General features: G+C 64.2%; 21 protein-coding genes and 2 pseudogenes. 1 reads left to right on the forward strand and 22 read right to left on the reverse strand.

Annotation, left to right across the window (positions count from 1 at the left end; all coding sequences use genetic code 11):
• Nucleotides 1-52: 52 nt before the first annotated feature.
• The 12 genes from AC1DDH_RS14250 to AC1DDH_RS14305 all read right to left on the reverse strand — a co-directional run bounded on the left by AC1DDH_RS14250 (nucleotide 53) and on the right by AC1DDH_RS14305 (nucleotide 11224).
• Complete coding sequence (locus tag AC1DDH_RS14250) at nucleotides 53-1057, reverse strand: sugar phosphate isomerase/epimerase family protein (protein WP_028275812.1); 1005 nt, start codon at nucleotides 1055-1057, stop codon at nucleotides 53-55.
• A gap of 13 nt (nucleotides 1058-1070) precedes the next feature.
• Complete coding sequence (locus tag AC1DDH_RS14255) at nucleotides 1071-2282, reverse strand: Gfo/Idh/MocA family protein (protein ID WP_476955681.1); 1212 nt, start codon at nucleotides 2280-2282, stop codon at nucleotides 1071-1073.
• Complete coding sequence (locus tag AC1DDH_RS14260) at nucleotides 2279-2677, reverse strand: C-glycoside deglycosidase beta subunit domain-containing protein (protein WP_223913478.1); 399 nt, start codon at nucleotides 2675-2677, stop codon at nucleotides 2279-2281. Before AC1DDH_RS14260 ends, AC1DDH_RS14255 begins: the two co-directional genes overlap by 4 nt.
• 8 nt (nucleotides 2678-2685) lie before the next feature.
• Nucleotides 2686-3750 carry a sugar phosphate isomerase/epimerase family protein gene (locus tag AC1DDH_RS14265; RefSeq protein ID WP_476955682.1) on the reverse strand — a complete coding sequence of 355 codons (1065 nt, stop codon included), beginning with the start codon at nucleotides 3748-3750 and terminating at the stop codon, nucleotides 2686-2688.
• A 20-nt stretch (nucleotides 3751-3770) separates the two neighbouring features.
• A complete protein-coding gene (locus AC1DDH_RS14270) occupies nucleotides 3771-4874 on the reverse strand; it encodes a sugar phosphate isomerase/epimerase family protein (protein WP_476931962.1) in 1104 nt (367 codons plus the stop codon).
• Nucleotides 4871-5266 carry a C-glycoside deglycosidase beta subunit domain-containing protein gene (locus AC1DDH_RS14275; RefSeq protein ID WP_230009126.1) on the reverse strand — a complete coding sequence of 132 codons (396 nt, stop codon included), beginning with the start codon at nucleotides 5264-5266 and terminating at the stop codon, nucleotides 4871-4873. Before AC1DDH_RS14275 ends, AC1DDH_RS14270 begins: the two co-directional genes overlap by 4 nt.
• A 73-nt stretch (nucleotides 5267-5339) precedes the next feature.
• Complete coding sequence (locus AC1DDH_RS14280) at nucleotides 5340-6902, reverse strand: GMC oxidoreductase (protein ID WP_476955683.1); 1563 nt, start codon at nucleotides 6900-6902, stop codon at nucleotides 5340-5342.
• Nucleotides 6896-7672, reverse strand: coding sequence for a TIM barrel protein (locus AC1DDH_RS14285; RefSeq protein WP_476955684.1), 777 nt, complete (start codon nucleotides 7670-7672; stop codon nucleotides 6896-6898). Before AC1DDH_RS14285 ends, AC1DDH_RS14280 begins: the two co-directional genes overlap by 7 nt.
• A 31-nt stretch (nucleotides 7673-7703) precedes the next feature.
• Nucleotides 7704-8075, reverse strand: coding sequence for a nuclear transport factor 2 family protein (locus AC1DDH_RS14290; protein WP_476955685.1), 372 nt, complete (start codon nucleotides 8073-8075; stop codon nucleotides 7704-7706).
• A 6-nt stretch (nucleotides 8076-8081) separates the two neighbouring features.
• Nucleotides 8082-8918, reverse strand: coding sequence for a carbohydrate ABC transporter permease (locus AC1DDH_RS14295; RefSeq protein ID WP_223913472.1), 837 nt, complete (start codon nucleotides 8916-8918; stop codon nucleotides 8082-8084).
• 3 nt (nucleotides 8919-8921) lie between these two features.
• Nucleotides 8922-9881 carry a carbohydrate ABC transporter permease gene (locus tag AC1DDH_RS14300; protein ID WP_476857624.1) on the reverse strand — a complete coding sequence of 320 codons (960 nt, stop codon included), beginning with the start codon at nucleotides 9879-9881 and terminating at the stop codon, nucleotides 8922-8924.
• 53 nt (nucleotides 9882-9934) lie between these two features.
• Nucleotides 9935-11224: an ABC transporter substrate-binding protein gene (locus AC1DDH_RS14305; protein WP_476857625.1), complete on the reverse strand. Its 1290-nt coding sequence runs from the start codon at nucleotides 11222-11224 to the stop codon at nucleotides 9935-9937.
• Between the two features lie 229 nt (nucleotides 11225-11453).
• On the opposite strand from AC1DDH_RS14305, the gene AC1DDH_RS14310 reads away from it, so the two are divergent.
• Nucleotides 11454-12398: a LysR family transcriptional regulator gene (locus AC1DDH_RS14310; protein ID WP_223913469.1), complete on the forward strand. Its 945-nt coding sequence runs from the start codon at nucleotides 11454-11456 to the stop codon at nucleotides 12396-12398.
• Nucleotides 12399-12462: 64 nt separating this feature from the next.
• Here the strand turns inward: AC1DDH_RS14310 and AC1DDH_RS14315 are convergent, their stop codons facing one another.
• From AC1DDH_RS14315 to AC1DDH_RS14360, 10 genes and pseudogenes are all read right to left on the reverse strand, one after another.
• A complete protein-coding gene (locus AC1DDH_RS14315; RefSeq protein WP_476955686.1) occupies nucleotides 12463-13941 on the reverse strand; it encodes a sugar phosphate isomerase/epimerase family protein in 1479 nt (492 codons plus the stop codon).
• 32 nt (nucleotides 13942-13973) lie between these two features.
• Nucleotides 13974-15266, reverse strand: coding sequence for a C-glycoside deglycosidase beta subunit domain-containing protein (locus tag AC1DDH_RS14320; RefSeq protein ID WP_476955691.1), 1293 nt, complete (start codon nucleotides 15264-15266; stop codon nucleotides 13974-13976).
• A gap of 123 nt (nucleotides 15267-15389) precedes the next feature.
• A complete protein-coding gene (locus AC1DDH_RS14325; RefSeq protein ID WP_476955687.1) occupies nucleotides 15390-16298 on the reverse strand; it encodes a phosphotransferase in 909 nt (302 codons plus the stop codon).
• A 659-nt stretch (nucleotides 16299-16957) separates the two neighbouring features.
• Nucleotides 16958-18400, reverse strand: coding sequence for an HNH endonuclease signature motif containing protein (locus AC1DDH_RS14330; RefSeq protein ID WP_476955692.1), 1443 nt, complete (start codon nucleotides 18398-18400; stop codon nucleotides 16958-16960).
• A gap of 77 nt (nucleotides 18401-18477) precedes the next feature.
• Entirely contained in the window at nucleotides 18478-19380 is a 903-nt protein-coding gene (locus AC1DDH_RS14335) for an aminoglycoside phosphotransferase family protein (protein WP_476955688.1), read from the reverse strand.
• 390 nt (nucleotides 19381-19770) lie between these two features.
• Nucleotides 19771-19851, reverse strand: a pseudogene (locus AC1DDH_RS14340) (short-chain dehydrogenase); the annotation flags it as partial.
• Nucleotides 19852-20523: 672 nt separating this feature from the next.
• The gene (purU, locus tag AC1DDH_RS14345) at nucleotides 20524-21453 is read right to left on the reverse strand and encodes a formyltetrahydrofolate deformylase (protein ID WP_223913465.1); all 930 of its coding nucleotides are present in this window, start codon (nucleotides 21451-21453) and stop codon (nucleotides 20524-20526) included.
• Nucleotides 21450-22916 carry a D-serine/D-alanine/glycine transporter gene (gene cycA, locus AC1DDH_RS14350; RefSeq protein ID WP_476849732.1) on the reverse strand — a complete coding sequence of 489 codons (1467 nt, stop codon included), beginning with the start codon at nucleotides 22914-22916 and terminating at the stop codon, nucleotides 21450-21452. Before cycA ends, purU begins: the two co-directional genes overlap by 4 nt.
• Complete coding sequence (locus tag AC1DDH_RS14355; RefSeq protein ID WP_476955689.1) at nucleotides 22906-23742, reverse strand: methylenetetrahydrofolate reductase; 837 nt, start codon at nucleotides 23740-23742, stop codon at nucleotides 22906-22908. The genes cycA and AC1DDH_RS14355 overlap by 11 nt, the downstream gene beginning before the upstream one ends.
• A 76-nt stretch (nucleotides 23743-23818) precedes the next feature.
• Nucleotides 23819-24037, reverse strand: a pseudogene (locus tag AC1DDH_RS14360) (lipoyl synthase); the annotation flags it as partial.

Genomic DNA, 24037 nt, shown 5'->3' on the forward strand with positions numbered 1-24037 from the left:
ATGGCATACAAGTGAGGCCGGCCCCGCGGGGCCGGCCTCACTTGTCTGCGAATTATTTCGTGCTGAATGCGGCGTCGAAAGCTGCGGCGGAGGGTTCATAGCCGGAGAGCCGGCGCACGAAAGCCAGCGCCTCGGGGGCGCCATCCAGCCGGTCCATTCCGGCGTCCTCCCACTCCACGGACAGCGGCCCGCGGTAGTCGATGGCGTTCAGCATCCGGAACGCATCCTCCCAAGGCACGTCGCCGTGGCCGGTGGAGATGAAGTCCCAGCCGCGGCGCGGATCAGCCCAGGGCAAATGGGAGGACAGCCGGCCGTTGCGCCCGTTGGACAGGCGCTTCTTCGTGTCCTTGCAGTGCACATGGTAGATCCGGTCCTTGAAGTCCCACAGGAACCCCACAGGGTCGATGTCCTGCCACACCATGTGGCTCGGGTCCCAGTTCAGGCCAAAGGCCTCGCGGTGCCCGATCGCCTCGAGGGCGCGCTGCGTTGTCCAGTAGTCGTAGGCGATCTCTGACGGGTGCACCTCATGGGCGAACCGGACGCCCACCTCGTCAAAGACATCGAGGATGGGGTTCCACCGGTCGGCAAAATCCTGGTAGCCGGCGTCGACCATCTTTTCGGAGGCGGGCGGGAACATCGCCACGTACTTCCAGATGGACGATCCCGTAAAGCCGGTCACCGTTTTCACGCCCAGCTTTGCGGCGAGCCGTGCAGTGTTCTTCAGTTCCTCGGCGGCACGACGGCGGACCCCTTCAGGATCGCCGTCGCCCCATACGACGTCCGGCAGGATGCCGCGGTGCCGTTCGTCGATCGGGTCGTCGCAGACGGCCTGGCCCTTGAGGTGGTTGGAGATGGTCCACACTTTGAGGCCGTGGCGTTCAAGAATGTCCAGCTTGCCCTGCACATAGGCGTCGTCGTCCCAGCGCCAGGGATCCAGGTGGTCACCCCAGCAGGCGATCTCCAGCCCGTCGTAGCCCCACTCGCCGGCGAGCCGGGCCACCTCCTCGAACGGCAGGTCGGCCCACTGGCCGGTGAACAAGGTAATTGGTCGTGCCACGTACTTCCCCTCCTCAACTGGCCGGCACGGGAACGCCGGCAGCGACCCGTGTCCAGGCGGAATCATTTTCGGAACTGCGCTCGACAGCGTCGAGCACCCGCTGCACCCTCAGCCCGTCGGCGAACGACGAATGCGGGGCGGAGCCGCCCACGATGCCCTCCACGAGGTCCTTGACCTGGTGGGAGAACCCGTGCTCGTAACCGAGCATGTGGCCTGCCGGCCACCACGCCGAAACGTAGGGATGCACCGCTTCCGTGACCAGGATCTTCCGGAAGCCCTGGCGGTCCGCAGGGGCCGTGCGGTCGTAGAACTGGACGCTGTTGAGGTCCTCCAGGTCGAAGGCCAGGGCGCCCTTGTCCCCGGAAACCTCAATCTGCAGCGCGTTCTTCCGGCCGGTGGCAAACCGGGTGGCCTCGAACGACGCCAGCGCGCCGGATTCGAAGCGGCCCGTGAAGATGGCGATATCGTCCACCGTCACCTGGCCGGAGCCGACGCCGGCAGCGCCGGAAAGCCCGGTATCGGAAGGTCCGGAGCCTGAAGTGGAGCCCTTCAAAAGAGGCCGCTCCTTCACGATGGTGTCGATAACGCCGGACACCTTCTCCAGGTTCAGGCCGGTGACGAACTGGGCCAGGTCGATGGCGTGGGCACCGATGTCCCCCAGGGCCCCCGAGCCGGCGTGTTCCTTCTGCAGACGCCACGCCAGCGGCATCTCCGGGTCCACCAGCCAGTCCTGCCGGTAGGAGGCACGCACCTGGTTGATCGTGCCGACGGCGCCTTCGGCGATGAGGTTGCGGAGGAAGGTGACGGCCGGAACGCGGCGGTAGGTGAAACCGACCATTGCCTGGATGCCCCGGGCAGCCGCCCGTTCGGCAGCTTCGGCCATCGCTTCGGCTTCCGCCACCGAGTTGGCGAGTGGTTTTTCGCACAAAACGTGCTTACCGGCCTCCAGCGCGGCGATCGCGATTTCGGCGTGGGAGTCGCCGGGGGTGACGATATCGACGACGTCGATATCGTCACGGGCGATCACGTCCCGCCAGTCTGTTGCTGACTCGGCCCAGCCCCACTTGCTGGCAGCGGCGGCGACCGCTTCAGCGTTACGGCCGACGATAACCGCCATTTCCGGTTCGGCAGGCAGGCCGAATACCCGCGGCGCCGTCCGCCAGCCTTGGGAGTGGGCAGCACCCATGAAGCCATAACCGATCATGGCCACGCGCAGGGTTTTCATGCGAGCACCACTGTCCGTTCAACCGCGACGCGGTTGCCCACGTAGCGCATCGGCGCGATCTGCATATACAGCAGGCGCAGGGTGAGGATGACCTCGACGTCGATCTCCTCGCCGGCGTCGGGGACGCGGTCCAGCGGGATGATCACGTCGGGCTTGTCTGCGACGAACCACAGGGTTTCCCATTGCTCCGGGAGTTCAGCTATGGAGTAGGACTTGTCCTGCAATTCGAAGCGGAGGGACTCCTTGGGAATCTCCACGCCATTGACCGTTGCAACGACGTCGTCAACGGCGGACAACCAGAGGCTGCGGTACCAGGGCAGCTGCACCGATACGGCAATCCCCTCGGGGTGCCTGCGGACGTCGGTGTCCTGGAACAGGGAATTGTGAGTTGCCATGGCTTTCCTTACTTAACAGTCTCGACCAGGGTCGCGTGGGAGTCGGATGCATTTGGATCAACGGCTTCTTCGATGGCATGCCGCATCAGCGTGTGCTGCTTCTTGACGAGGTCGATCGGATCGGATTCGCCCAGGTCGGCGAACGCGTGGCCCTCCCACTCGCTGGACAGGTAGCCCTGGTAGCCGCCCTTGACGAACTGGCGCACAATGCGGGGAATGTCCATCGCGGGTTCATTGCCGTGTTCGTCGATGTCGTAGAACTTCGCGTGGACATGGAAGATCTGCGGCATGATATCCAGCCATTCCTCCGGCGGAACCAGTCCGTGCATGTTGAACGCCAGCCGGGTGAAGGGACCAAGGCGCGCGGGGTCGAAGTTGTTGGCGTTCAGGTAGTCCTCGAACTCCTGGTTGCGTTCCTGCATCGGCAACGGCTTGCGCCAGATGTCCTGCATGACGGCAAAGTGCTCCTCGGGCAGCCCCATTTGCGTCAACGTGCGGAAGAGGGTCGGGGAAAGGCTGTGCATCGTCGAGCTGAAGTCTGCGGTGAAACCGAGCCGGTCGCTTCCCAGTTCCTCGTACATCTCGCGGATCTGCAGGATCTTGGGATCGTTCGGGCCCTGCGGCGCGTGAATTTCGTAGCCGAGCTTCTGGTCGTATTTCTCGGCCAGGGGAAGCAGCCGGCGGAGCAATTCCTTGCCCGCGGAGCGGATCACCACGCGGTGGAAACCAAGCTTGTTGGCCGTGTGCAGCTGCGCGGCGAAGAAGTCGTACTCCTCGTCGGGTGTCATGTCCCGGTCCTTGCGGCGGCCCATGTCCAGGTTGGTGCCTACTGCGCTGGGGGTCAGGCCGTAGCGGTCCATGCTGTCGCGCCACAGGCGGACGAAGTCGTCGTCGACGTCCGGGTAGGTGCGCAGCATCTGGGCGATGTTGAACTCAACCCCCGGGCCGAGGCCTTCATCTGCAACAGCTTTGATCAGCGTCTCAGGGGTGTAGAGCCCGGCGGCGAACTCGGAGGTGAGCGAATAGAGGGTAATGCCAAGCTCGATGCCCGAGCCTGCGATGCCTTCTGACATGATTTCTGGTTCCTTCGTTGTCAGCCGCGGACGGGCTGGGCGAGATGGCTGTTGAGGATGCGGCGGGCTTCTGAAGCGTCGGTGATCATGGCCGAACCGGCGTTGGCGGCCGCTGAGCGCTGGACGGCCTGCTCGCCGCGGATGATGTCGAACGGGTCCTGCCAGTTGTTCCAGTGCCAGCCTTCGTATTCGCTGGAGATTGCGCCGGAGTAGCCGTTCTCAACCAGTTGCCGGACAAGGCTCCGGACCGGCACCGAGGGCTCTTCGCCGGTCTCGTCGATGCCGAAGAACTTGCCGTGCACGTGGCGGACCCAAGGCATGATCTCCAGCCAGGTGTCCAGCGGGGCAGGACCGAAAAGCCCTGTTCCGTTGATGGCGAAGTCAATGCCAAGGTCAGGCCGGCCGTTCCGGGCGGCCAGGCCGATGAAGGCACCGAAGCGTTCACCGTGAACCTTTTGCGTGTTTGGCGGTCCGTCGACGTAGAAACCATTCCACAGGTCAACCACCTGTCCGAGAAGTTCCTCCGAAGCACCACGGCGGCGGTAGGCCTCCAGCAGGGAGGGCGCAAAGCCGGTAACGGTGGCACCCCAGTCGGCGGTGAAGCCGAGCAAGGGGGAATTGAGTTTCTCGTAGCGGTCGCGAAGGGCCAGGACACGCTCGTGGGCGCCGTGCTGGTCCGCGTGGACTTCGAGGGCCAGGGTGACGCCGTACTTCTCGGCCACGGGCAGCAGGCTCTCCATGGCGTCCGGAGTCAGTGAGATCTGCACCCGGGCGATCGGGAAGCCGAGCCTGGCGGCTACTTCGATCTGCTTGCGCATGTATTCGACAAGCTCGTCATGGTTCATCAGCCGGTCGCGGCGGATTCCGGTGTCAACGTTGACTGCGAGGGAGGTGGGGACCAGGTCAACCTCGGCCACAAGATCACGGAACTGGCCCACGAAGTTGTCATCGATCCGGTCCGGGAAGCCGCGCAGGCTGGAGAATCCGATGACTTCGAGCCCTGGGCCGAAGCCTTCGGCCGCCACTTTGCGGATCAGGCCATCGAGGTCGTACTGCCGGGCGTGGAAGGCCCGGGTGAAGCTGTAAAGGGTGACGCCCTGGATCGGCGTGCCGAGGCTGGTCATCGCTGTTCCACCTTCATGGTCTTGGTGTCGTGCTCTTCGATGTGCAGCACGCCGTGGTCGGTGATGATGTAGGGGATGTAGAGCTTCAGGTCCACCCTGACCTCGTGCTCGGTCCGGCTGTCCGGGACGGGAAGGTCACCCGAAAGGACTGCCGAGTCCAGCGGGAACCACCATTCGCCGGTCTCGTCCACGAGTTCCTCGAAGCTGAAAGTGCGGTTGTTCATGGTCCAGCGCAGTGAGCCCTCGGGGGCGGCGACGCCGTCCACTGTCAATGCAGCTCCAGCGATGCAGGAACCCGGCAGGGCCCGGTACCAGGGGATGCGGACTTCGACGGCGGTACGGCCATCCTGGGTGATCAGTGTTCCCTGCTCGATTATGCGGTCGGCGATCATCGAGACCTCCTTGTCTGCGGCATGCCTTGCCTGTGATTGAACGAAATAGCAGCGGCATCGCACCACTTATTCATTATTTAGTCAGTCTATTGTCTAATTCAGACATAAGTAAAGAGCTGTTGAGTTCTTCTGTGAGTTTCCGGGCCCCGCGCACTGCGAGCGCCACAGCGGTCAGCGTGGGATTGCAGGCCGTGGCGGTGGGAATGACGCCGTTGCCGGCCACGAAGAGGCCGGGGACCTGCCACACCTGGCTGTCGGGCGAACACACGCTCTCGCCGTCGTCCGTTGCACCCATCCTGGTTGTGCCCTGATAGTGAAGCGAAGCGCCGGGCGGCATGACGAACGGACGCTCGTCGAGCGGTTCACCCACCGCCTTGCCCAGGCGGACAATTTCCTGCTTGGCGCGGTCCAGTACCTCGTGATCCCGCTCTGTGAGGCGGTAGTGGATGCGCATGGCGGGCATTCCGTACGAGTCGCGGACACCGTCGTCGAATGCCACCCGGTCCTCGCGCTGCAGATCCTTGGCGCAGAACAGGCCAAGCCCCACGATAGAGCCCGGGACAACGGGGTCATCGTCGGCCAAGGGAACCGGTGACGCATCCAGTTGCATGATCTGGCCGTGGAAGGGCGCCCCGTCCATGTAGGGAACCCAGGCAACTCCGCTCTGCTCGCTGAGCGCGCCGTTGGCGGCTGCCCGGCCCTGCGGAGCCGTGACATCGCGCAGCCGGCTCGCGAACACCACCTGCGCCTGGTCGTTGAGGTAGCGGCCCAGGGCGTCGGGCCGGATCCCGGAAGCCCACAGCAGCTGCGGCGTGCGCAGGGCATCCGCACCCACCACAACGTAGCGGGCGGTCACCTGATGGGTTTCGCCGCTGCGGCGGTCCTGGACTTCGATGCCGGCAGCAGCGCCATCCTCCAGGAGCACACGCGTTACCAGCGACTCATCAAAGAGTTCAAACTGCGGATTTTCGCGGGTCACATCCCCCATCACGACGTCGGAACCTGACCAGACCAGGCCGCCGTCCTCCCGCCGGTGTACAGCAAGAGGCATGGGCTGGACGCGGTAGGCGATGCCACGGCCCGCGTCCACGGCGGCGGCGAGTCGTTCCCGGACGAGGTCAGAGAACGGAGCCCCGTCAAAGGCGCGGGTGGTCACCCCCAGCAGCCGGTCGGCGTCCTCAAGAAGCTCTTCAAGGTCCGGCAGGAACGGAATGCGCTCTTTGCCGCCCGGGCGGGGGCAGGCAGCGGTCCAGTGAGCGGCCATGCCGCCCACGTTGCTGGACATGGCGGCGACGGGCATCCCGTCCTCGCCGGGGAAGACGTAGCCGTCCTGCAGCAGGTAGGTTCCGGGCCTGGCCCTGCGCTCCCCGCTTTTGACCGCGCCGGGTGAGTTCACGGTTTCGGCACCTGCACCGGGACCTTCCGATGCCCGCTGCGCGAGGCTGCGGCGTTCAGGATCCTCAATGTTCTTGACGTGCGCCCCGGGTGGATTGCTGACCGTGGGGCCCACCTCGAACATGGCGATGGTGGCACCAGGGGCTTCCTCGCTGAGGATCCGCGCGTATGCCGATGCCGTGGGGCCACTGCCGACGATGGCGACGTCGACCGCAGCGGGATACCGGTTACCGCTCACCATCCCGCCACCAGTTCCTGGATGCGCCGGACGGACTTCGCCGAGTCGATCGTCGGGTAGTACTCGAGCCCGATGGGGCCGGCATACCCGCTGTTCCGAAGGTCCGTGAGCCGGGCGTGCCAGTCGATGGATCCCGAGCCGGGTTCGCCGCGCCCCGGCGCATCGGCGATCTGAACATACTTGATGAGGTCGCCGGCGTTGGCGAGCTCGGCGGCCACGTCCTCGCCCTCGACCGTGGAGTGGTAGAGGTCGTAGAGAACGCCGAAGTTGGGCGAGTTGACGCCCTTGGCGACATAGACGGCTTCCGAGGTCCGGTCCAGGAGGGCTCCCGGGTGGTCAACCCTGACGTTCACCGGTTCGAGGACCAGGGTGATGCCGGAACCCTCGATGTGCGCGACGCCTCGGGTGAAGATCTCGATCAGTTCGTCCAGCTGGTCCTGCCGCTTGCGCCCGCCGAATCCGGTACCGCTGCCCACTACCATCCGGGGGCAGCCGAGCTGCTGTGCCACTTCGACGCCGGCGTCCAGCCCGGTGTAGAAAGCATCGTGGTTGCGGGGCGGGATCATGAACTGCATACGCGGTTCCGCCAGTTGGGAGGTGAGCTGGACTCCGGTTTCCTCGAGCGCGTGCTTCAGGGCCGGAATGTCTTTGCCCGTTGGGCCCCACATTTCGACGGCGTCGAAGCCGGCTGCTGCCGCCGCGCGAACCCGATCGGCAGCACTTTCGCCTGCTTCGGCGAACAAAAGGTCGATATTGGGCGAAAGTTGAAACATGGATGTCTCCTAGAGATATAGAGATGGTGGTCTAAAACATGGGGTGGTCGTGGACCGGGTGCTCGGGAACCGGCTGAAGCACGTCCCAGTGCTCAACAATCCGCCCGTTTTCGAAGCGGTAAATGTCTGCGACGGCGGCGTCGGGACGCCCGGGACCTGAAGCGCGTAGATGCACCAACGCCAGGTCACCGTCCACCAGGATGCGCTGAACCTCGAACCGGGAGTCTGGCGATCCGTCGAACTTCGGCGTCAGCATTCTTACTGCCGCCTCGGGCCCGTCAGGAATGGTCGGGTTGTGCTGCCGGTAGTCGTCGGCCACAAGGAAGTCGAAGGCTTCACGCACCCTTTTTTGGGTGTAGAAGATCTCCACGAAGCGCTCGAACGCTGCGCGGTTGTCTACCATCGCGGGTCAGCCCTTCAGGCCGCCGGAGAAGCCCTGGATGAACCGTTTCTGCGCGAACAGGAACAGCGCCAGGATGGGAATCATGGAGACGATCACTATCGCGAAGATCGAGTTCCACTGGGAGACCAGGGAGCCGATGTAGTAGTACATGGCCACCGGCAGCGTCTGGTTGGCGGAGCCGCCCAGGAAGATCAGCGACGTGAAGAAGTCGTTCCACACGATGAGCCCGGCGAAGATGGTGACCGTTCCCGTGGCCGGGGCCATCATGGGGAACACCACCTTGGAGAAAATCTGGGATTTGCTGGCGCCGTCGATGGTGGCCGCTTCTTCGTAGTCCGTGCCGAGGCCGCGGAAGAAGTTTGCGTAGAGGAAGATCGACAACGGCAGGAGCATGCCCGTGTAGAGGATGATCAGGCCCCAAGCGGATCCGGTGAGCCCAAGGGCCCGTGCACCCATGTAGAGCGGGACGGCGCCGAGCTGGCCGGGGAGGATGATGGCGATCAGGAAGAGGTAATACGCGCCCTTGCTCCAGCGTCGGGTGCTGCGGGAGATGACATATCCGGTGATGGAACCGAGTGCGATCAGCCCCACGATGCTGCCTGCGGTGATGATGGCGCTGTTGACCAGGCCCATCACCACGTTGGAGTTGCCGGTGGCGGTGAGGACGTCGATAAAGTTGCTGAAGTCGGGGCTTGTTGGCGGAGCCAGGGCCGAGGTGGTGAACAACTCGTTGTCCGGCTTCAGGGCAGTTGTCACCAGGAAGTAGAACGGTGCGAGGAACACCAGGGCGAGCGCCCATAGGCCGACTTCGCGAAGCAGGGTGAGTTTGGTGTAGCGGAACATGGCTTAGTCCTCAGGGTTCGAACGCGTCAGCCGCTGCTGGAGAACGGCGAAGATCAGGATGATGGCGGCGAGCACCAGGGCCAGGGCGGCACCGCCGCCGAAGTTCCCGAGCGCAAAGGCCTGCTTGTAAACCAGCGTGGCCAGCGTTTCCGTCGCTCCGGCCGGTCCGCCGCCGGTGAGCGCCATGATGGGATCGAAGACGCGCAGCCCCTGGACGATTCCCAGCGTGGTGGCGATGGCGACGGCGGGGCGGATGGCGGGCAGGGTAACGTTGCGGAACCGCTGCCACAGATTGGCGCCGTCAATGGCCGCCGCCTCCTCCACTTCCACGGGGACACCGGCCAGGCCGGCCATAAAAATCACCATGGCAAAGCCGGTGGAAGACCAGACCAGCACCACCAGGACCGTCCAGATGGCCCACTGCGGATCGGCCAGCCACGGCTTGGCCTGGTCGCCGGCGCCTATTGCCGTAAGGAAGGCATTGAGCGGACCGTCGAAGTCGAAGATGTATTTCCAGATGTAGGCCGTGGCTAGCGGGCTGAGCACCACCGGCATGAAGAAGAGGGTCCGGAGGATGTAGCGCGTCTTGACGACGCGGTTCAGGCCCAGCGCAATGACCAACCCGGCGATGTTGCCCAGGAGAACCGAGCCAAAGGCCAGAAAGAGGGTGTTGGAGAGGGCTCCGAGTTTCGTGGGGTCCTTGAAGATGGCCTCAAAGTTTGTCCAGCCCGTGATTTTGAACGAGCCGATGCCCGTCCAGTTGGTAAAGGCGAAGAATCCGCCGATTCCGGTTGCCACGTAGTGAATGGCAAACACCAGGGCGATCCCGGGCAGCGCCCACCACCAGTGTCCGAACTCCATGGGCCCCCGCCGGGGACGGGTGTTCTCACCCGTCCCCGGCGTCCGCTTGCCTCGCCGGGGTGCTTCAGCTGCTTCGCTTTTCGATTGCATCGTCGCAGTCATTGGTATTCCTTGCTTGTCCCTTTGAGTCGTCGGAACGTTGATGGTGAAGAACTCTACTGTTCCCAGGCCGCGTCCATAGCCTGCAGGACCTGGTCAGGGCTCTTCTGGCCGGTGATGATGCCCTGGACCCCCGTGGCCAGTGCGTCGTAGACGGCGGAATTCGGCCACTGGATGTTGGGCAGGGGGCCGTACTTGCCGTCCTTGATCAGGCCTCCGACGTTCTTGTAGGCGCCGGCGTCGAAATCGTACTTGTCGAGTCCGCTGACCGGCAGGGCACCGTCGATTTCTGCGAAGGCCTTGGTCTGCTCAGGCTGGGCGGCCCAGTCGAGGAAGGCCTTGGCAGCGTCCTTGTTCTTGGAGGCCGCGTTGATGGAGAAGGCGTAGTTTGCGCTGGCAAATACGTAGCTATTACCTGAGCCCTGTTCCGCCGGGAACGGCCGTACGGCGAACTGGGAGCCCCCGGCGGCGGACTGCAGCTGCTTCCAGCTTGGAGCCGGGATGAAGCCGCTCACGGACGTTCCGCTGGCAAGCCCCTTGGTGATGGCATCGAAGCCGCCGCCGGCAGCACCCTTCTGGAAGCAGCCCGCGTCCTTCAAGGTATTAACTGCTTCGAGGGCTGCCTTCCAACCGTCCGAGCCGGCGAAGGTGGTTTCCTTGGCAGCGCGCTTATCGTTCCATTTCGGGTCTTCCGCGTAGACGCGCGAGGCTGCCAGGGACATCGCCATCAGCCCTGTGTTGGGAGGGGCTGATCCGGCAAGGGCAAAGAGGGATTTACCGGAGGACTCCAGAGCCTTGCACTGCTGCTGGAGGGAGGAATAGTCGGCAGGGAAGCCGCCGGCTGCAGCTGCAGCCGTCTCATTACTCACCAAGGCAGAGATCGTGATTTCCGTGGCCTGGCCGTACACCTTGCCGTCGGTTCCAAAGGTGCTGGCGCTTCCCTCGGGGAGCAGTTGCTTCGCGGCATCGTCAAGCGGCTCAAGGAAACCTGCCTGGACGAGCGGCAGGATGCTGCGGCCGGTGCCGGAGCCGGGTGAGGTCACTACGACGTCTGAGGCGTTTCCGGCCTGGAGCTGTGTGCGCAGGGTCTGGTCGTAGGAGTCGTTCGGCTGAGGATTGAAGGTGATTTTCACGTTCGGGTGTGACTTCATGTAATTTTCTGCCAACACCTGGAAGGGGCTCTCGATGGTGTTGGATGTCGCGAAGGACAGTGAAAATTCCTGGGAACCACCCGAAGAGGAGCTGCTGCCGGTGGAGGCCGAGCAACCGGTAAGAATGAGTGCTGCGACGGTGGGGACGGCGAGGGCGCCGACCTTCAGGCCTGAATAGCGACGGTGCTGTGTCATGTCCAGCCTTTCTGACTTCATTGTCCAAAAATCCGGGTGTCGTGACCCCGGTCACTCACAAGTATGCAGGAGATGTGCCTAAAACACACATAAGTCTTTGCTATGACGGACATAAGTTTAACGGGGGTCCGCGGAAGGTCCATCCAGATCCCTGATGGCTTCGCCTACGTTATTGATCCCGCTGATACACTCCCTTGAAACGGTTCCACTCCCAAAGGATCGCTGCGCCGTGACGAAACATGTCCTGCTTTCCCGTCTCGACCTCAACCTGCTGATCTCGCTGGATGCCCTCATTACCGAGCGAAGCGTTACCAGGGCGGCCGAGCGGCTCCACCTCAGCCAGCCGGCGCTCAGCGCCTCGCTCGCCCGGCTCCGATCCCACTTTGGGGACCCGATCCTGGCCCGCCGCGGCAATGCTTACGAGCTCACCCCCTTCGCCCTCCGGCTCGCGGAGCACACCACCACCGCGCTGGAGGCCGCACGCCGTGTCTTCGAAAGCCAGGCCACCTGGGAGCCCACAGAATCCGAGCGCGAGTTCTCCATCTACGGCTCGGATTACGGCTTCACTACCATTGGCCGAGTTGTTTCCGAGCTTGCAGCCGAGCGCGCCCCAGGTGTCCGGTTCCGGTTCATGCTCCACAATCCGATGGTGGTGGAGGATGCAGCCAACCGCCTTCGATCGGTGGACGGCATGGTGATTCCTCATGGATTCCTCACCGGGCTGCCCTACCTGGACCTGTGGAGGGACGGGTGGGTGGCCGTGGTCTCCACGTCAAATGAAGCCGTCGGCGAGCAAATCACCATGGAAAACATCGCTGAACTTCCCTGGGTGATGACCTATCAGACGCGCTCAGCCTCAACGTCGGCGGAACGGCAGATCCAGCAGCTGGGCGTTGAGCCCCGCGTGGACGTGGTTGTTGAAAGCTTCCAGTCCTTGCCGCATTTTGTGGTTGGGACCAACCGGATCGCGCTCATCCAGGCGGCCCTGGTGCCGTTCGCCCTGCGCGTGGGCGGGATTCGGATCCTGCCGCTGCCCTTCGATGCCACGCCGCTGGTTAATGCCTTGTGGTGGCACCCCGTGCACAACCGCGACTCCGAGCATGAGTGGATGCGGGGCCTCTTCAAAGAGGCTGCCGACATCGTGGCAGCCGCCGCAACCAAGGAAGCCCCTTAAATGCCTCGATGCCCGGCCGGCTAAACGGACGGGCATCGAGGCTATGGGACGTCGGTCTTTCAGCTCAGGCTGATGCCAGCGCCGTCCGCATGCTCTTGCGGATAAGGTCATGCTGCTCCCGCACCAGCAGCAGCGGATCCACCTCACCGAGCTCAGCGAAGGCATGACCTTCCCATTCGCTGGACCAGTAACCGCGGTAGCCGCCTTCGACGAATACGCGGACCAGTTCCGGATAGTCGATGGCCGGCTCGTTGCCCTGCTCATCAATGTCGTAGAACTTCGCGTGGACGTGCATGATTTGCGGCATGATGTCAGCCCACTCCTTCGGGCTGACGTGGCCGTGCATGTTGAACGCTAGGTGGGCGAAGGACCCAAGCCGGGCAGGATCGAAGTCACGTCCCCGCAGGTACGCAATGAACTCCTCCTGCCGCACCCGCATCGGTGCCTCAGTGCCCCAGATACCCTGCAGCCTTTCCACAGCTTCATCGTCCAGCCCGGCACGGCGAACCGCGCGCAGGAGCGTGGGAGACATGCTGTGCATGGTTGAGGAGAAGTCAGCCACGAAGCCCAACAGCGGTGAATCAAGCTCGGCGTAGACGTCGCGGACCTTCATGATCTCGGGCGAGTTGGGTCCCAGCGGTGCATGGATCTCGTAGGCAAGTTTGAGTTCGAGGTCCTCGGCGAGCGGCAGCAGCCGGCGAAGTAGCTCCGGCTTCGCGCTCTGGATGCGGACGAGCGGGAAACCGAGCTTCTTGGCGCCGTGGAAGAGTGTCTGCGTGAACTCGTACTCCTCGTCCGGGGTCATGTCGCGGTCACGGCGGCGTCCCATGTCCAGATTGGCGCCGAAGGAGCTGGCGGTGAAGCCGTGCTTGTCGAAGGCGCGCTGCCACGAGCGCACGAAGTCGTCAGTCACGTTGGGATAGGTAGGCAGGACCTGCGATGCCACAATCTCGATCCCGGGGCCGATGCCGAGCTCGGCCACGCGGTTCAGCAGACCGTCGAAGTCGTACCAGCCGGCCCGGTATTCGGCGCTTGCCGAGTACAGGGTGAGCCCCAGCGAGAACGGATCTTCCTCCGCTTTCGGTGGGGGCGGCGTGACCGCCGTCGTCAGTTCCGGCGCCGCCGAAGCCCTGTCCGTGACGGTCAGCTCCAACGTCTGGTTCACGAAGTTGGGAACGTACATGCCGGGACCGCCGTCCTTGCCGGGCGCAATCTGCATGTAGGGCAGGCGCAGCTCACCGATGAGCCGGACGGTGTGCTGCTCGCCCAAGGCAACAGGGCTCTCCGTTGTGGCGATGAGCAAGGGATGTTCCTGGAGGTACCAGAGAGTTTCGCTTTGAGCGGGCAGGTCCGGGAGCGCATAGCGGACACCGCCCAGTTCCAGGGACAAGTCCCCGGCGGGGATATCCTGGCCGTCGACGGTGAGCCGCAGGCTGGAGACCGAGGAGAGCCACAGACTTCGGTACCACGGCAGGGTCAGGGCAAGCGCGAGACCGTCGGGATGGGTGCGGAGGCTTGCATCGTCAAGAAGTCCGTTTGGCATTGTTGCTCTCTTTACTGGGGAAAGGGGATGGGTCAGGTAAGTTCGCCGGTGATGCGGCGGATCAGGGCGTGTTGGCGCCGCACTTGCTCAATGGCGCGCCATGGCGTGCGTTCGCCTTCGTATTCACTGGAGAGATAACCGGTGTAGCCGGAGTCCTTGAGGGCCTTGAGCACGGGCAGCCAGGGAATCTGTTGGTCTTCCAGCCGCTCGTTGATGTCGTGGAACTTCGCCTGGACGAACACCACATACTGGGCGATATCGGCGAAGTCGGCGGGGTCGACGCCGATGCCGTCGAGGAAGGCCGGCCGGGTCTCGCGGGTCTCACCTGCGCGCAGCGGAATGGGCCGGTCCTGGAAGATTCCGGTGTCGATGAGCAGGCCGAAGTTCTTGGTTCCAGTCCGTTCGATGAGGCCGATGTAGTCCTCGACGACAGGGTGCCTGATGGGCGTCGGCGAATGAATCTCCGGGCAGATGATGATCCCCAGCTCGTGGGCCAGATCAAGGGAGCGTTCCACGGACTCGGTCCAGATGGGGTCTGGGACCAGATCGCTGGACACCACGCCGATCTTGGGGCGCACGAAGCCGAAACCCAATTGGTTGGCAAGCCGCAGGTCCCGCTGCAGGGCCTCCGCACCCTCGGCGACCGTCATGGTGCGGCCCGGGTGAAGACGGGTGTCAATCCAGGAACCGTAGTTCGTCGGCTCCAGCGAATACTTCTCCAGCAGGCCGAACCAGTTATCGATCCAGGCCGGGGACGGTTCCGGATAGTTGGGAACGTGGCCCTCGCCGAGAATCTCGACGCCGGTGGCGCCCACGTCAGCGACGGCGGCCAGCGCCGCCTCAAGGTCCATCACTGTGCCGTAATCGCCCATAAAACTGTAAAGGGAAACGCCGTAGCGGAAGGTACCTTCGCCGCCTTCCGGCGCGAGGGTCACCTTGCGGCTGGTCCGGTGGGTGGTGGGCTGGTGCTCGACTGGTATGTAGGACATCCGCAGCCGCAGCTCGATGGAGAGCTCGTGGACGCCCTGCGGCAGGCCGCCGTCGAGGGGAACGGTGACCACTGCCGCTTCCTCAAGGGGCCAGCGCACGCCATCACTTTCCCAGAGCTGCTGCAGGGTGTAGGTCCGCCCGCCGAAGGTCCACAGCGGAACGTCAGGTCCGACGTCGACGATGCCGCCAACGCGAACGGCGATGCCGTCGATGAGGGACGCGGCCATGCCCCGGTAGGAAGGCATCCGGACCCGGAACTGAAAGCCGGATACACGTCCGCCGTCCGTTACGTTGCGGAAGCCGACGGACTGGATGAGGTCTCTTTCGAGAAGCATCATTGCTCACTCTCTCTAGGTGCAGAATCCAGAGTAGCAATCATTCTGTCGCTTTTACACCTAAGTGAGCTCCTAACCGGCAAAACATGCCAGGGGCTCGCCGGGCTGGCCGCTTCGAGGGCCTCAGCTCCTTTCGGCCCGTTCCGCGAGGACGCCGATGGCCAGAGAGAAGCGGCCGGGTAGCGGCGAAAGTGCCAGACGGAGCCAGATGGCGTCCGAGTACGCATCGAACCGGACTGGACTGACGCGCAGTTCCTCGGCCACGGCCAGCACCTGCGTGTGAGCGGTCAGATATCGTGCGGGCGTCATGCGGTTATTTCGTAGATGAAGCTCCAGATGGACGTCCAGGCCGGCCAGATCCCGGGCGGCCTCGTGTCGGGCCGTACTGTCGAAGTCCAGCAGCCCGGGCGGGATGTCGCCGTCAGGAACGATGATTTGCTTGTCGTATAAGTCTCCGTGGGCCCATACCACCGGATCCGGCGCCGTCCGTGCGAGGTTCATGGCCACGTTCTCTGCCGCGGCGCGCAGGACAGCGCGCTGAGACGACAGCTCGGGGACGTTTTCATTGTGCCGCAACCAGTCGTCCACCCGTCGGCACACCTTCGTGGCTTCCCACTCTGCTGAACGGAGCGGAAGGCTGTCGAGAACGCCTCGTGCTGCTGGGCCATGGGAGCCGTTCAGTTCCGCGACCCAGGCGCGCGACCATTTCTCCCATGCCCTGGCGAACGCTTCATCGCAGACGGCCGCTTCCACCCGGCCCAGCTCGTTCAGAGTCGGTCCCGGTATGGCGCTGAAAACGATGACGTCCGCCTGGGAACTCTGACGAAGGATTCTGGGCGTTGTGAAGTTGCCGGCGTCCAGCAGGACCTCCATTTGCGCGCAGCGCTCGGCCGGTACGACGGCGCCCCCGGGCCCGAAGATCTTGATATAGCGGCCCTCCGCCCGGACGACAGCCTGATGGTATGGCCAATACGAAATCAATTCCCCCTGCTGCGCTTCCCCCCGCAAGGCGGGAAGCCCCGGATCGTCCAACGGGATTAGTTCGAACTGCCCGTGACGCAAGTAAGCTCCCCGGACGCCTGGCACTCCCGGCGTCCGGACCTCCAGTACAAATTCTCCCGGTGTCTTCTCTGGCCAAGCCCGCTGAACCAGCCAGGACGTGCCGGTATCGTCGTCGGCAGACGCCGGAACGGCGGAGGGCCAATCCATGGAATCAATTCCATGGACTGGCGGAGACACCAGCGAGTGGTGCGACGCAGCAGATTGACGCGTTCCAGGCGTGCCGTGCCCCCGAACAGTAGACAGCCATGCTCCGTCCACCATGCCCCCGCTTCCCCATACCCAGGCTCTTCCGGCGCAAGCCATTCGTGTGTCCAGCGTGAACGACAACAATGAGGCAGGGATGAAACGGTCATGAAGAAACTTTCATCAAGGCCTTCTTCCCCGTCCACTCGGCGTCTTGCGTCGCAGGATCGCCGCAGCAGGCAGACCCGACGAACCCGTCCGGTGAGTCGAGATTGACCCGGACCGTGATGGGCGGGGGGACGGTGGCCTGAGTCGCGCGGGTTCTGGCCGATCCGGCCTTTCAGGGTCACGTCGGAGGGTCACGTCGGAGGCAGGGGTGCAGGCCAATAGCCGGCACATCCTTCGAACCTTTCATTGGACGGGGAGGGGAACATGGAGCGCCGATCCTACGCCGCGATGAACAGTGCCCAGTCAGGAAAGGGATCCACCGGTAATGGCGGCCCGGCCTCTCCGGGTCCAACAGCGCCGGCAAGTACGTCCGGCCAGTCGGGCGGTTCCAACTCCCGGCCTTCACCCGCGTGGCCGAGGTGCTGCGGCCAGCGTGGTGGTTCCCAGTCTTGTTGTTCGCTTGGATAGGAGCGTCCCGCGGGTGAGATCCAGCCGGGTGGCTGGTACCGGGTCGCGTCAACCGGCCTCCACGCTGTGGTGTGTCTGAGCCGGTGGTGCCGCCGGCATGGCTGGCCCAGGTTGGTGACGCCGGTGCCCCCTCCCTCCGACCAAGCCAACAGATGATCCGCTTCGTTATCCAGGGAATGGTTGTTACAGCCCGGAAAAGGGCACCGGCCGTCCCGAAGCCGCAACCATTGGCGCATCGCCTTCGGAACCCGGTAGCTGGTCCGTCCGATCTCCAGCGGCGCTCCGCTGCGCGGATCGGTCAGAACACGCATGAATGATTCGGCGCCATCGCCCACAAGCCGGCGGGCGATGCTCGGCGGAACGGGACCATACCCGTCCAGCGTGGCCGGTTCCGACTCGGCGCCCAAAAGAGACAGCACCGGCACTGTCACCAGGACCTGCGCCTTGGGTGACGGAGTTCCTTCCGCCACCCCCGCCAGCAGCCAGTCGGCGGCGACGTCCGCACGGAGCTGGGTCAGGGTCCGGGATTCATTCGGCTCCTGCAAGGCACGCGCCGCTTCCGTGGCACGGGACCATGCAGCCACCGCAACATCCGCAGTCAGATATGCCGAGAGCCAGGCCATGCCGTCCCGGTCCGGCACATACTCCAGCCGACGGTCCCCCACACCCTTGCGGTGGCGGGTTTCGATGCTTACAGGATGGTGCAGCTCACGCCATCTGCGCGCCTTGGCCCGGAACCTGCCCGGCACCAGCTCCCCCGCGGGGCAGCCACGCGCGGCAAAGGGAGCTTCGGGGTCCAGGAAATGAGCCTCCAAAGCAGCCGCCGCGGCGGGGTCCAGACCGGACGTTTCATCACACATCACCCGCGCGTGTTGCCATGAAATGCTCCCTACTTGCAGCGCAGACAGCGTCAGGGGCAACTTAGTTGTCAGGGTGGCTGACTCCGCCAGGAGCGCCGCCGCCGATCTTTCACTCACGGTCAGGACACAAGCCACCTCTGCTGTCATGGCCATTTCCTGGGCGGTGCGCTCCTGCGGGGAAACGGCTGGGCCCGCCATGGCGACGGCAGCGCGGGCATATCCGGCGGCGAAGTGCACTTTCAGGGCGGCCAGCCTGGCTTCCATGCTGGCGACCTCAGCCATACCATCCAGGCACGCGTCCGCTTCGTCCCGAAGAGGGTCGGCGCCAGTCGAGGCCGCGTTCCCGGCTCCGCGACCTGCAAATGCACACAACCTGGCAAGGGAGGCCTCCATGGCCTCCAACGTCTCCGCAGCTGCTTTGCCTTCCACACCCTCAGCATGGCAGGCGCCACTGACATTTAACTCTGGCGTCAGAGTTGCAGGCGAAGTCCGTCATCCAGGATCTGCCTTATCCCGAACTTTCCTACGGCGAACATCCGCGGATTATCGTCGGAGTTGCTCAGCATGGCGGTGGACAGGATGAGGGCCCAACCGCGGGCCCTCATCCAGGTGTCTCCATCTACTGCGGAGCCAAAGGCGCCCATGAAGCGGTGGCGGGTGCCGGCGTCGAACATCAGCCACCCCACCGCAAGATCGACAGCCGGGTCCCCTGCCCCGACGTCGCCGAAATCGATGACGCCGGCCAGGGAGCCGTCGTCCGCCAGCAGGATGTTGCCTGGGTGGAGGTCCCCGTGGAGCATCATCGCCGGACCATCCCAGGCTTTGGCGGCACAGGCCTGCGCCCACACTGCTCTCAGCGCTGCCGCCTGCGGGTAGCGTTCGCGGTGCCCGAGCCGTTCCACCAGCACAGCGTCACGGTCCGTCAGCGGCACGCCTCGGAAAGGGTTCACCGGGACGCCCGTTTCGGCGGGCACGTGAAGGGACAGCAGGAAATTGGCCAGGCCTTTAGCCGCCGGCCCGCGGTCTGCCGGGCCGACGTCGGCCGCAGCGGCTCCGGGGACCCACCGCACAATGCTCCACGGCCATGGAAAGTCCGACGTCGGCCTGCCGGCATGGACGGGGACAGGAACCGCGACCGGGGAGCGGCGGGCTATGTCGGGCAGGTAGCGCTGCTCATGCAGTATCAGCGGAACGGCCTCCGCCCTGCGCGGAAGCCGGACGGCCAGGCCGTCACCGAGCCGGAAGGTCGCGTTGTCCCAGCCGTTCGCAACCCGCGCTATCGGACAATCGCCGAGGTCGGGCCGCTGGTCCCGGACAAGGCGCTGGACCACCGTGTTACTCACGTCCACCGTGGCTGGCGGCATTCGAGCCATTCAGAAATCCGCCTTCCTTTGTGCCGGCAATGCAGTCCGATCCTTTCCCCTCGTCCGAATATAGGTCAAGACCCCCAAGAGCCGACGGGGTACAGAACGAGGACATGGAATCCGACGGCGGCGGGACGTCCCGCCGTCGTCCTGGGACGACATGAAGTTGCGGCTAGCTCATCCGGCGGGGACCATCGGATTCTCAGCGGTCAGCCCGCGCCCTGGCCCTCGCGGGCCACCTCTTCCAGAATCCTGGCCGTCGGCGCTGCCGTCATCAGCTGCCCTATCACCTCGGGCTTGTCCCACACCTGGCTGCGCAACTTTTCCAGAAAGCCGGTCGCGGCGTCCGGAGGGTGGACTTGAACCGTGGCTGCGCCGCCCTCCTGACGCAGGTAAACGAGCGACGGTGGCGCCGTTGACGTTGGTGCCGTCGTCGCTGAGCAGGAAGGTGATGGAGGCGGCGAGCTGCGCGGCGGTGGCGGCCCAGCCGAACTTCACTACCTCGGAGCGAGACTGTGGCGCGACGCAATCACCAAGGTAGTCGGCGGATGGATCGACGACGACGACTGTTCTGAGGCGGACGCCCGCAGGATCGTGCAACTCGTCGGACGCGACAACGCCCGACGCGTGTACGCGCTCCCCTGAGCGCCGACCGAGATCCCGAGCAAGCAGAACGGACATCTTGCTGAACCCCGGCCCAGCAAAATCGAACCAGTCTGAATTCGACGGACTCTGATGCCGTCGTCTTGACCTTCTATGGAGCCCAGTCGGCGTCGTCCGCTGGCGTTTTGTCAGTTCCCATAGGACAGTGCCTGCCACAGGATCACTGCCAACAGGGCACCGGCCGCGAGAATGACAGCCCAGGTTTCCCTGCGCAACCGCCGATCAGCGCGCTTCCGGTGCGATGACTCGCGCGCTGGCCGCGGCCGGCTACGCGCTAATTTCGACCCGAACATAATCCTCCCGGTGAAACATTCGCCGTTCGGACCAGCCGTCAAGGACAACCCAGATGATGGATCCGTCTGGCGTGGTTCCGTCCACGGTGCCGGAGCCGATAGGGCGGCCGTCCTGCGAGAGCCTCACCGGCTGCCCGACGGGCATGGCGTTCCACGACACTGGGCGCCAGCGTGGCACATTTGTCGGTTTCATGGCCTACCGCAAGATGACGGTGCGGTTGCCGAGCAGCAGGATCCTGCCTTCACAATGCCAGCGGACGGCGTTGCGGAGGGCCGCGCATTCGGCGTCCCGGCCCACCGCCACCAGGTCATCAGCGGTGTACGTGTGGTCCACCTCGATGACCTGCTGGGAAATGATCGGGCCCTCGTCGAGTTCGGCGTTGACGTAGTGAGCCGTGGCGCCCACGGTCTTGACGCCGCGGTCGTAGGCCTGGTGGTACGGCTTTGCGCCTTTGAAGCTGGGCAGGAACGAGTGGTGGATGTTGATGGTCCGTCCCGCCAGCTGTGCTGAGAGCTCATCGCTCAGGACCTGCATGTAACGGGCCAGGACCACGAGTTCCACGTCGAAGGCGTCCACCAGCTCCATTAGCCGGGCCTCCGCCTCGGGCTTGGTGTCCTTGGTGACTGGCAGGTGGAAGAACGGGATGCCGTGCCACTGGACCAGGCCCTCCTGGTCGCGGTGGTTGGATACCACCGCGACGATTTCGACCGGGATGTCGCCGGTGCGTGCCCGGAAGAGTAGATCGTTGAGGCAGTGGCCCATTTTGGACACCATCACCAGGACACGGCGTTTGCGGCCGTGCGGCTCCAGCTGCCAATTCATCTCCCACTTTTCGGCCACAGGCGTGAAGTCGCGGCGCAGGTCCTCGGTGCTGAAGGAATCCCGCCCTAAGGAGGAGTCGGAGGAGGAACCCGAGGAAAAGTGGACGCGCATAAAGAAGTGCCGTTGCCCCTTGTCCCCGTACTGCTTGATGTCCAGGATGTCGCAGCCGTGGTTGAGCAGGAATCCCGAGACCGAATGGACGATGCCCGGCGACTCAACACAGTCGACGGTCAGGATGTGCTCTGCCGTGGCACCGGGTTCCACAGCTGCAGGCTCGGGGCTGTTTGGGGTCTGTGCGGTCATTTCTGCACCTTCTCAAACTTTCGCGCAACAGCTGATTCCTCGTCCTGCGCGAGCTCAGCCTGGAAGCTTTCATAGCGGGCCAAGTGCGCGGGGCGCCGGCGCAGCACGAACCACGCGGCGCCGAGCAGAATGAACCAGACCGGCGTTACCAGGAGTGCCAGAAGTGTGTCCGGCTGCGTGGTCAACGCCCAGAGGACGAAGGCGAAGAACGCGAAGACCACGCAGACCATGGGGATTCCGCCGGGCATCTGGAACTTGGACGCGTCATGCAGGTGCGGGCGGCGACGGCGGAAGGCCAGGTAACTGGCCAGGATGATGGACCATACGAACACGAAGCAGACGGCCGACACGGTGGTCACCATGTCGAAGGCCTTGCCGATGTCCTGTCCGGCGTACATCAGCACCACGCCGGAGAGCAGGAGGACGCAGGACAGGAACAGGGCGTTCTGCGGGACCTTACGCCGGGACAGGCTGCTGAAGACTGACGGCGCGTCGCCCTCCTGGGCCAGCCCGTAGACCATGCGCGACGTGGAGTAAATGCCGGAGTTGGCCGAGGACATGGCCGAGCTGAGCACCACCAGGTTCACGATCGTTGCCGCGGCTCCGAGCCCTGCCAGGGAGAACATGGCGATGAACGGGCTGTGGCCAGCCTGGAACTGGGTCCAGGGAGTGACAGACATCAGGATGATCAGGGCGCCCACGTAGAAGAGCAGCACTCGGATCGGGATGGAGTTGATGGCCTTCGGCAGGCTCTTCTCCGGGTCTTTGGCCTCCGCGGCGGTGGTGCCCACCAGCTCAATACCCACAAAAGCGAACACGGCGATCTGGAAGCCGGCCACAAAACCCATGAACTCGTTCGGGAAGAATCCACCGTGGCTCCACAGATTTGTGAAGCTGGCAGGGCCGGCATCGGACTGGAACCCGCTGAAGATCATAAACAGGCCCACCACGATCAGCGCCACGATAGCGACGATCTTGATCAGCGCGAACCAGAACTCCGTCTCGCCGAACGCCTTCACCGTGGTGAGGTTCAGGAGCAGGAGGATGGCCACGGTGGCCAGGCCCGGGATCCACAGCGGCAGCCCCGGCCAGAGTTCCTTGGAGTAGCCGGCAATGGCGATGACGTCCGCGATTCCCGTGATCACCCAGCAGAACCAGTACGTCCATCCGGTGAAGAAGCCGGCCCAGGGCCCGAGGAGGTCCGCTGCGAAGTCGCTGAAGGATTTGTAGTTCAGGTTGCTCAGCAGGAGCTCGCCCATGGCCCGCATCACGAAGAACAGCATGAAGCCGATGATCATGTAGACGAAGATGACGGACGGCCCGGCCGCGGAGATGGTTTTGCCCGAGCCCATGAACAGGCCGGTGCCGATGGCGCCGCCAATGGCGATCAGCTGGATGTGCCGGTTGCTGAGCTGCCGCTCAAGATGCGGTTCCTGGTGGGAAGTTACGGTTTCAGTTGTCACGTGCTGCTCCTCGAATCAATGCTGTCTGGAGTGCTGCTGAGATGGGCGCCTGACCCGGTCCGCCGGGAACCGAGTCAAGGCTGTTGAAGCTGTAGAGATGGATGCCCGCGAGGTTGCCAGGCTGGTTTTCCAGCCCGGACACCAGGCTTTGCGGCGAGTAGTGGTCGCCGCTCAGGAGTTTGCGGGCCAGCGGGCCCTTCCGGCTCAGGAACTTCAGGGAACTTCCGACGCCGATCTGCGTAGCCAGCGAGACCAGTTTGGTCCGGGGCACGGACCCCGCCACCCCTGCCCAGATGGGCAGCTCAACGCCTTCGCGGCGCAGGAGCGCCGCGAAATCAAGGATTTTCTCCGGGGCGAAGCACATCTGGGTCACAACATGCGAAGCTAGGTGCTGTTTTGCCAGGAGGGCGTCCAGCACCTCCACGGGGCCGGCGGAGGGGTGGCCCTCCGGGTAGCCCGCAATGCCTGCCCGCATCACCCCGCCTGTGTACTGCGCGATGTCCTCCAGCAGAGGAAGGGCGGACTCATACGGGCCGGCCGGCTGCTTCCGGTCCCCGCCGATGACAAAGACCTCGCGGATGCCGGCGGCATCGCAGTCGCGGAGGATTCCGGTCAGCTCGGCCCGGTCATGCAGGGCCCTCGCGGCGAGGTGCGGGATGACGGTGTAGCCCAGCACACCAAGCTGCACGGCAGTGCGCATGGTCCGCTCGATGCCGTGATGGGGCAGGCACGTCACCGTGAGCGTCGTGGTCAACGGCACCAGGTCCGTGACGCGCTCAACGATTCCCCCGGAAGGGATGATTTCTATTCTGATGGGGAACATCATTGGTCCTCTCTGAACATCAGATTTTTTGGGCATCAGGTTTTTGGGTATCAGGTTTTGGGCATCAAGGTTGGGTTGTTCAGGCCGTAGCTGCCAGCAGCGAGCTGGCTTCCTGGCGGGTGCTTCCGGAGCTTTCGATGTGCGCGAGCTCGGCCGGGATTTCCCAGCCCTTCTTGCGCATCGCGGTGGCCCAGAGCCGGCCGGCGCGGTAGGAGGAACGCACCAGGGGCCCGGACATGACGCCGAGGAAGCCGATCTCGTCCGCCTMATTTTGCAGGTCGACGAATTCCTGCGGCTT

The sequence above is a fragment of the Arthrobacter sp. 10T425 genome, assembly GCF_056393985.1.

What these genes read in the sequence shown, in the direction of transcription:
- AC1DDH_RS14255 (WP_476955681.1), bottom strand. Translation starts at nt 2,282, where the DNA reads ATGAAAACCCTGCGCGTGGCCATGATCGGTTATGGCTTCATGGGTGCT.
- AC1DDH_RS14260 (WP_223913478.1), bottom strand. Translation starts at nt 2,677, where the DNA reads ATGGCAACTCACAATTCCCTGTTCCAGGACACCGACGTCCGCAGGCAC.
- AC1DDH_RS14265 (WP_476955682.1), bottom strand. Translation starts at nt 3,750, where the DNA reads ATGTCAGAAGGCATCGCAGGCTCGGGCATCGAGCTTGGCATTACCCTC.
- AC1DDH_RS14270 (WP_476931962.1), bottom strand. Translation starts at nt 4,874, where the DNA reads ATGACCAGCCTCGGCACGCCGATCCAGGGCGTCACCCTTTACAGCTTC.
- AC1DDH_RS14275 (WP_230009126.1), bottom strand. Translation starts at nt 5,266, where the DNA reads ATGATCGCCGACCGCATAATCGAGCAGGGAACACTGATCACCCAGGAT.
- AC1DDH_RS14280 (WP_476955683.1), bottom strand. Translation starts at nt 6,902, where the DNA reads ATGGTGAGCGGTAACCGGTATCCCGCTGCGGTCGACGTCGCCATCGTC.
- AC1DDH_RS14285 (WP_476955684.1), bottom strand. Translation starts at nt 7,672, where the DNA reads ATGTTTCAACTTTCGCCCAATATCGACCTTTTGTTCGCCGAAGCAGGC.
- AC1DDH_RS14290 (WP_476955685.1), bottom strand. Translation starts at nt 8,075, where the DNA reads ATGGTAGACAACCGCGCAGCGTTCGAGCGCTTCGTGGAGATCTTCTAC.
- AC1DDH_RS14295 (WP_223913472.1), bottom strand. Translation starts at nt 8,918, where the DNA reads ATGTTCCGCTACACCAAACTCACCCTGCTTCGCGAAGTCGGCCTATGG.
- AC1DDH_RS14300 (WP_476857624.1), bottom strand. Translation starts at nt 9,881, where the DNA reads ATGACTGCGACGATGCAATCGAAAAGCGAAGCAGCTGAAGCACCCCGG.
- AC1DDH_RS14305 (WP_476857625.1), bottom strand. Translation starts at nt 11,224, where the DNA reads ATGACACAGCACCGTCGCTATTCAGGCCTGAAGGTCGGCGCCCTCGCC.
- AC1DDH_RS14315 (WP_476955686.1), bottom strand. Translation starts at nt 13,941, where the DNA reads ATGCCAAACGGACTTCTTGACGATGCAAGCCTCCGCACCCATCCCGAC.
- AC1DDH_RS14320 (WP_476955691.1), bottom strand. Translation starts at nt 15,266, where the DNA reads ATGCTTCTCGAAAGAGACCTCATCCAGTCCGTCGGCTTCCGCAACGTA.
- AC1DDH_RS14330 (WP_476955692.1), bottom strand. Translation starts at nt 18,400, where the DNA reads ATGGAGGCCTCCCTTGCCAGGTTGTGTGCATTTGCAGGTCGCGGAGCC.
- AC1DDH_RS14335 (WP_476955688.1), bottom strand. Translation starts at nt 19,380, where the DNA reads ATGGCTCGAATGCCGCCAGCCACGGTGGACGTGAGTAACACGGTGGTC.
- purU (WP_223913465.1), bottom strand. Translation starts at nt 21,453, where the DNA reads ATGACCGCACAGACCCCAAACAGCCCCGAGCCTGCAGCTGTGGAACCC.
- AC1DDH_RS14355 (WP_476955689.1), bottom strand. Translation starts at nt 23,742, where the DNA reads ATGATGTTCCCCATCAGAATAGAAATCATCCCTTCCGGGGGAATCGTT.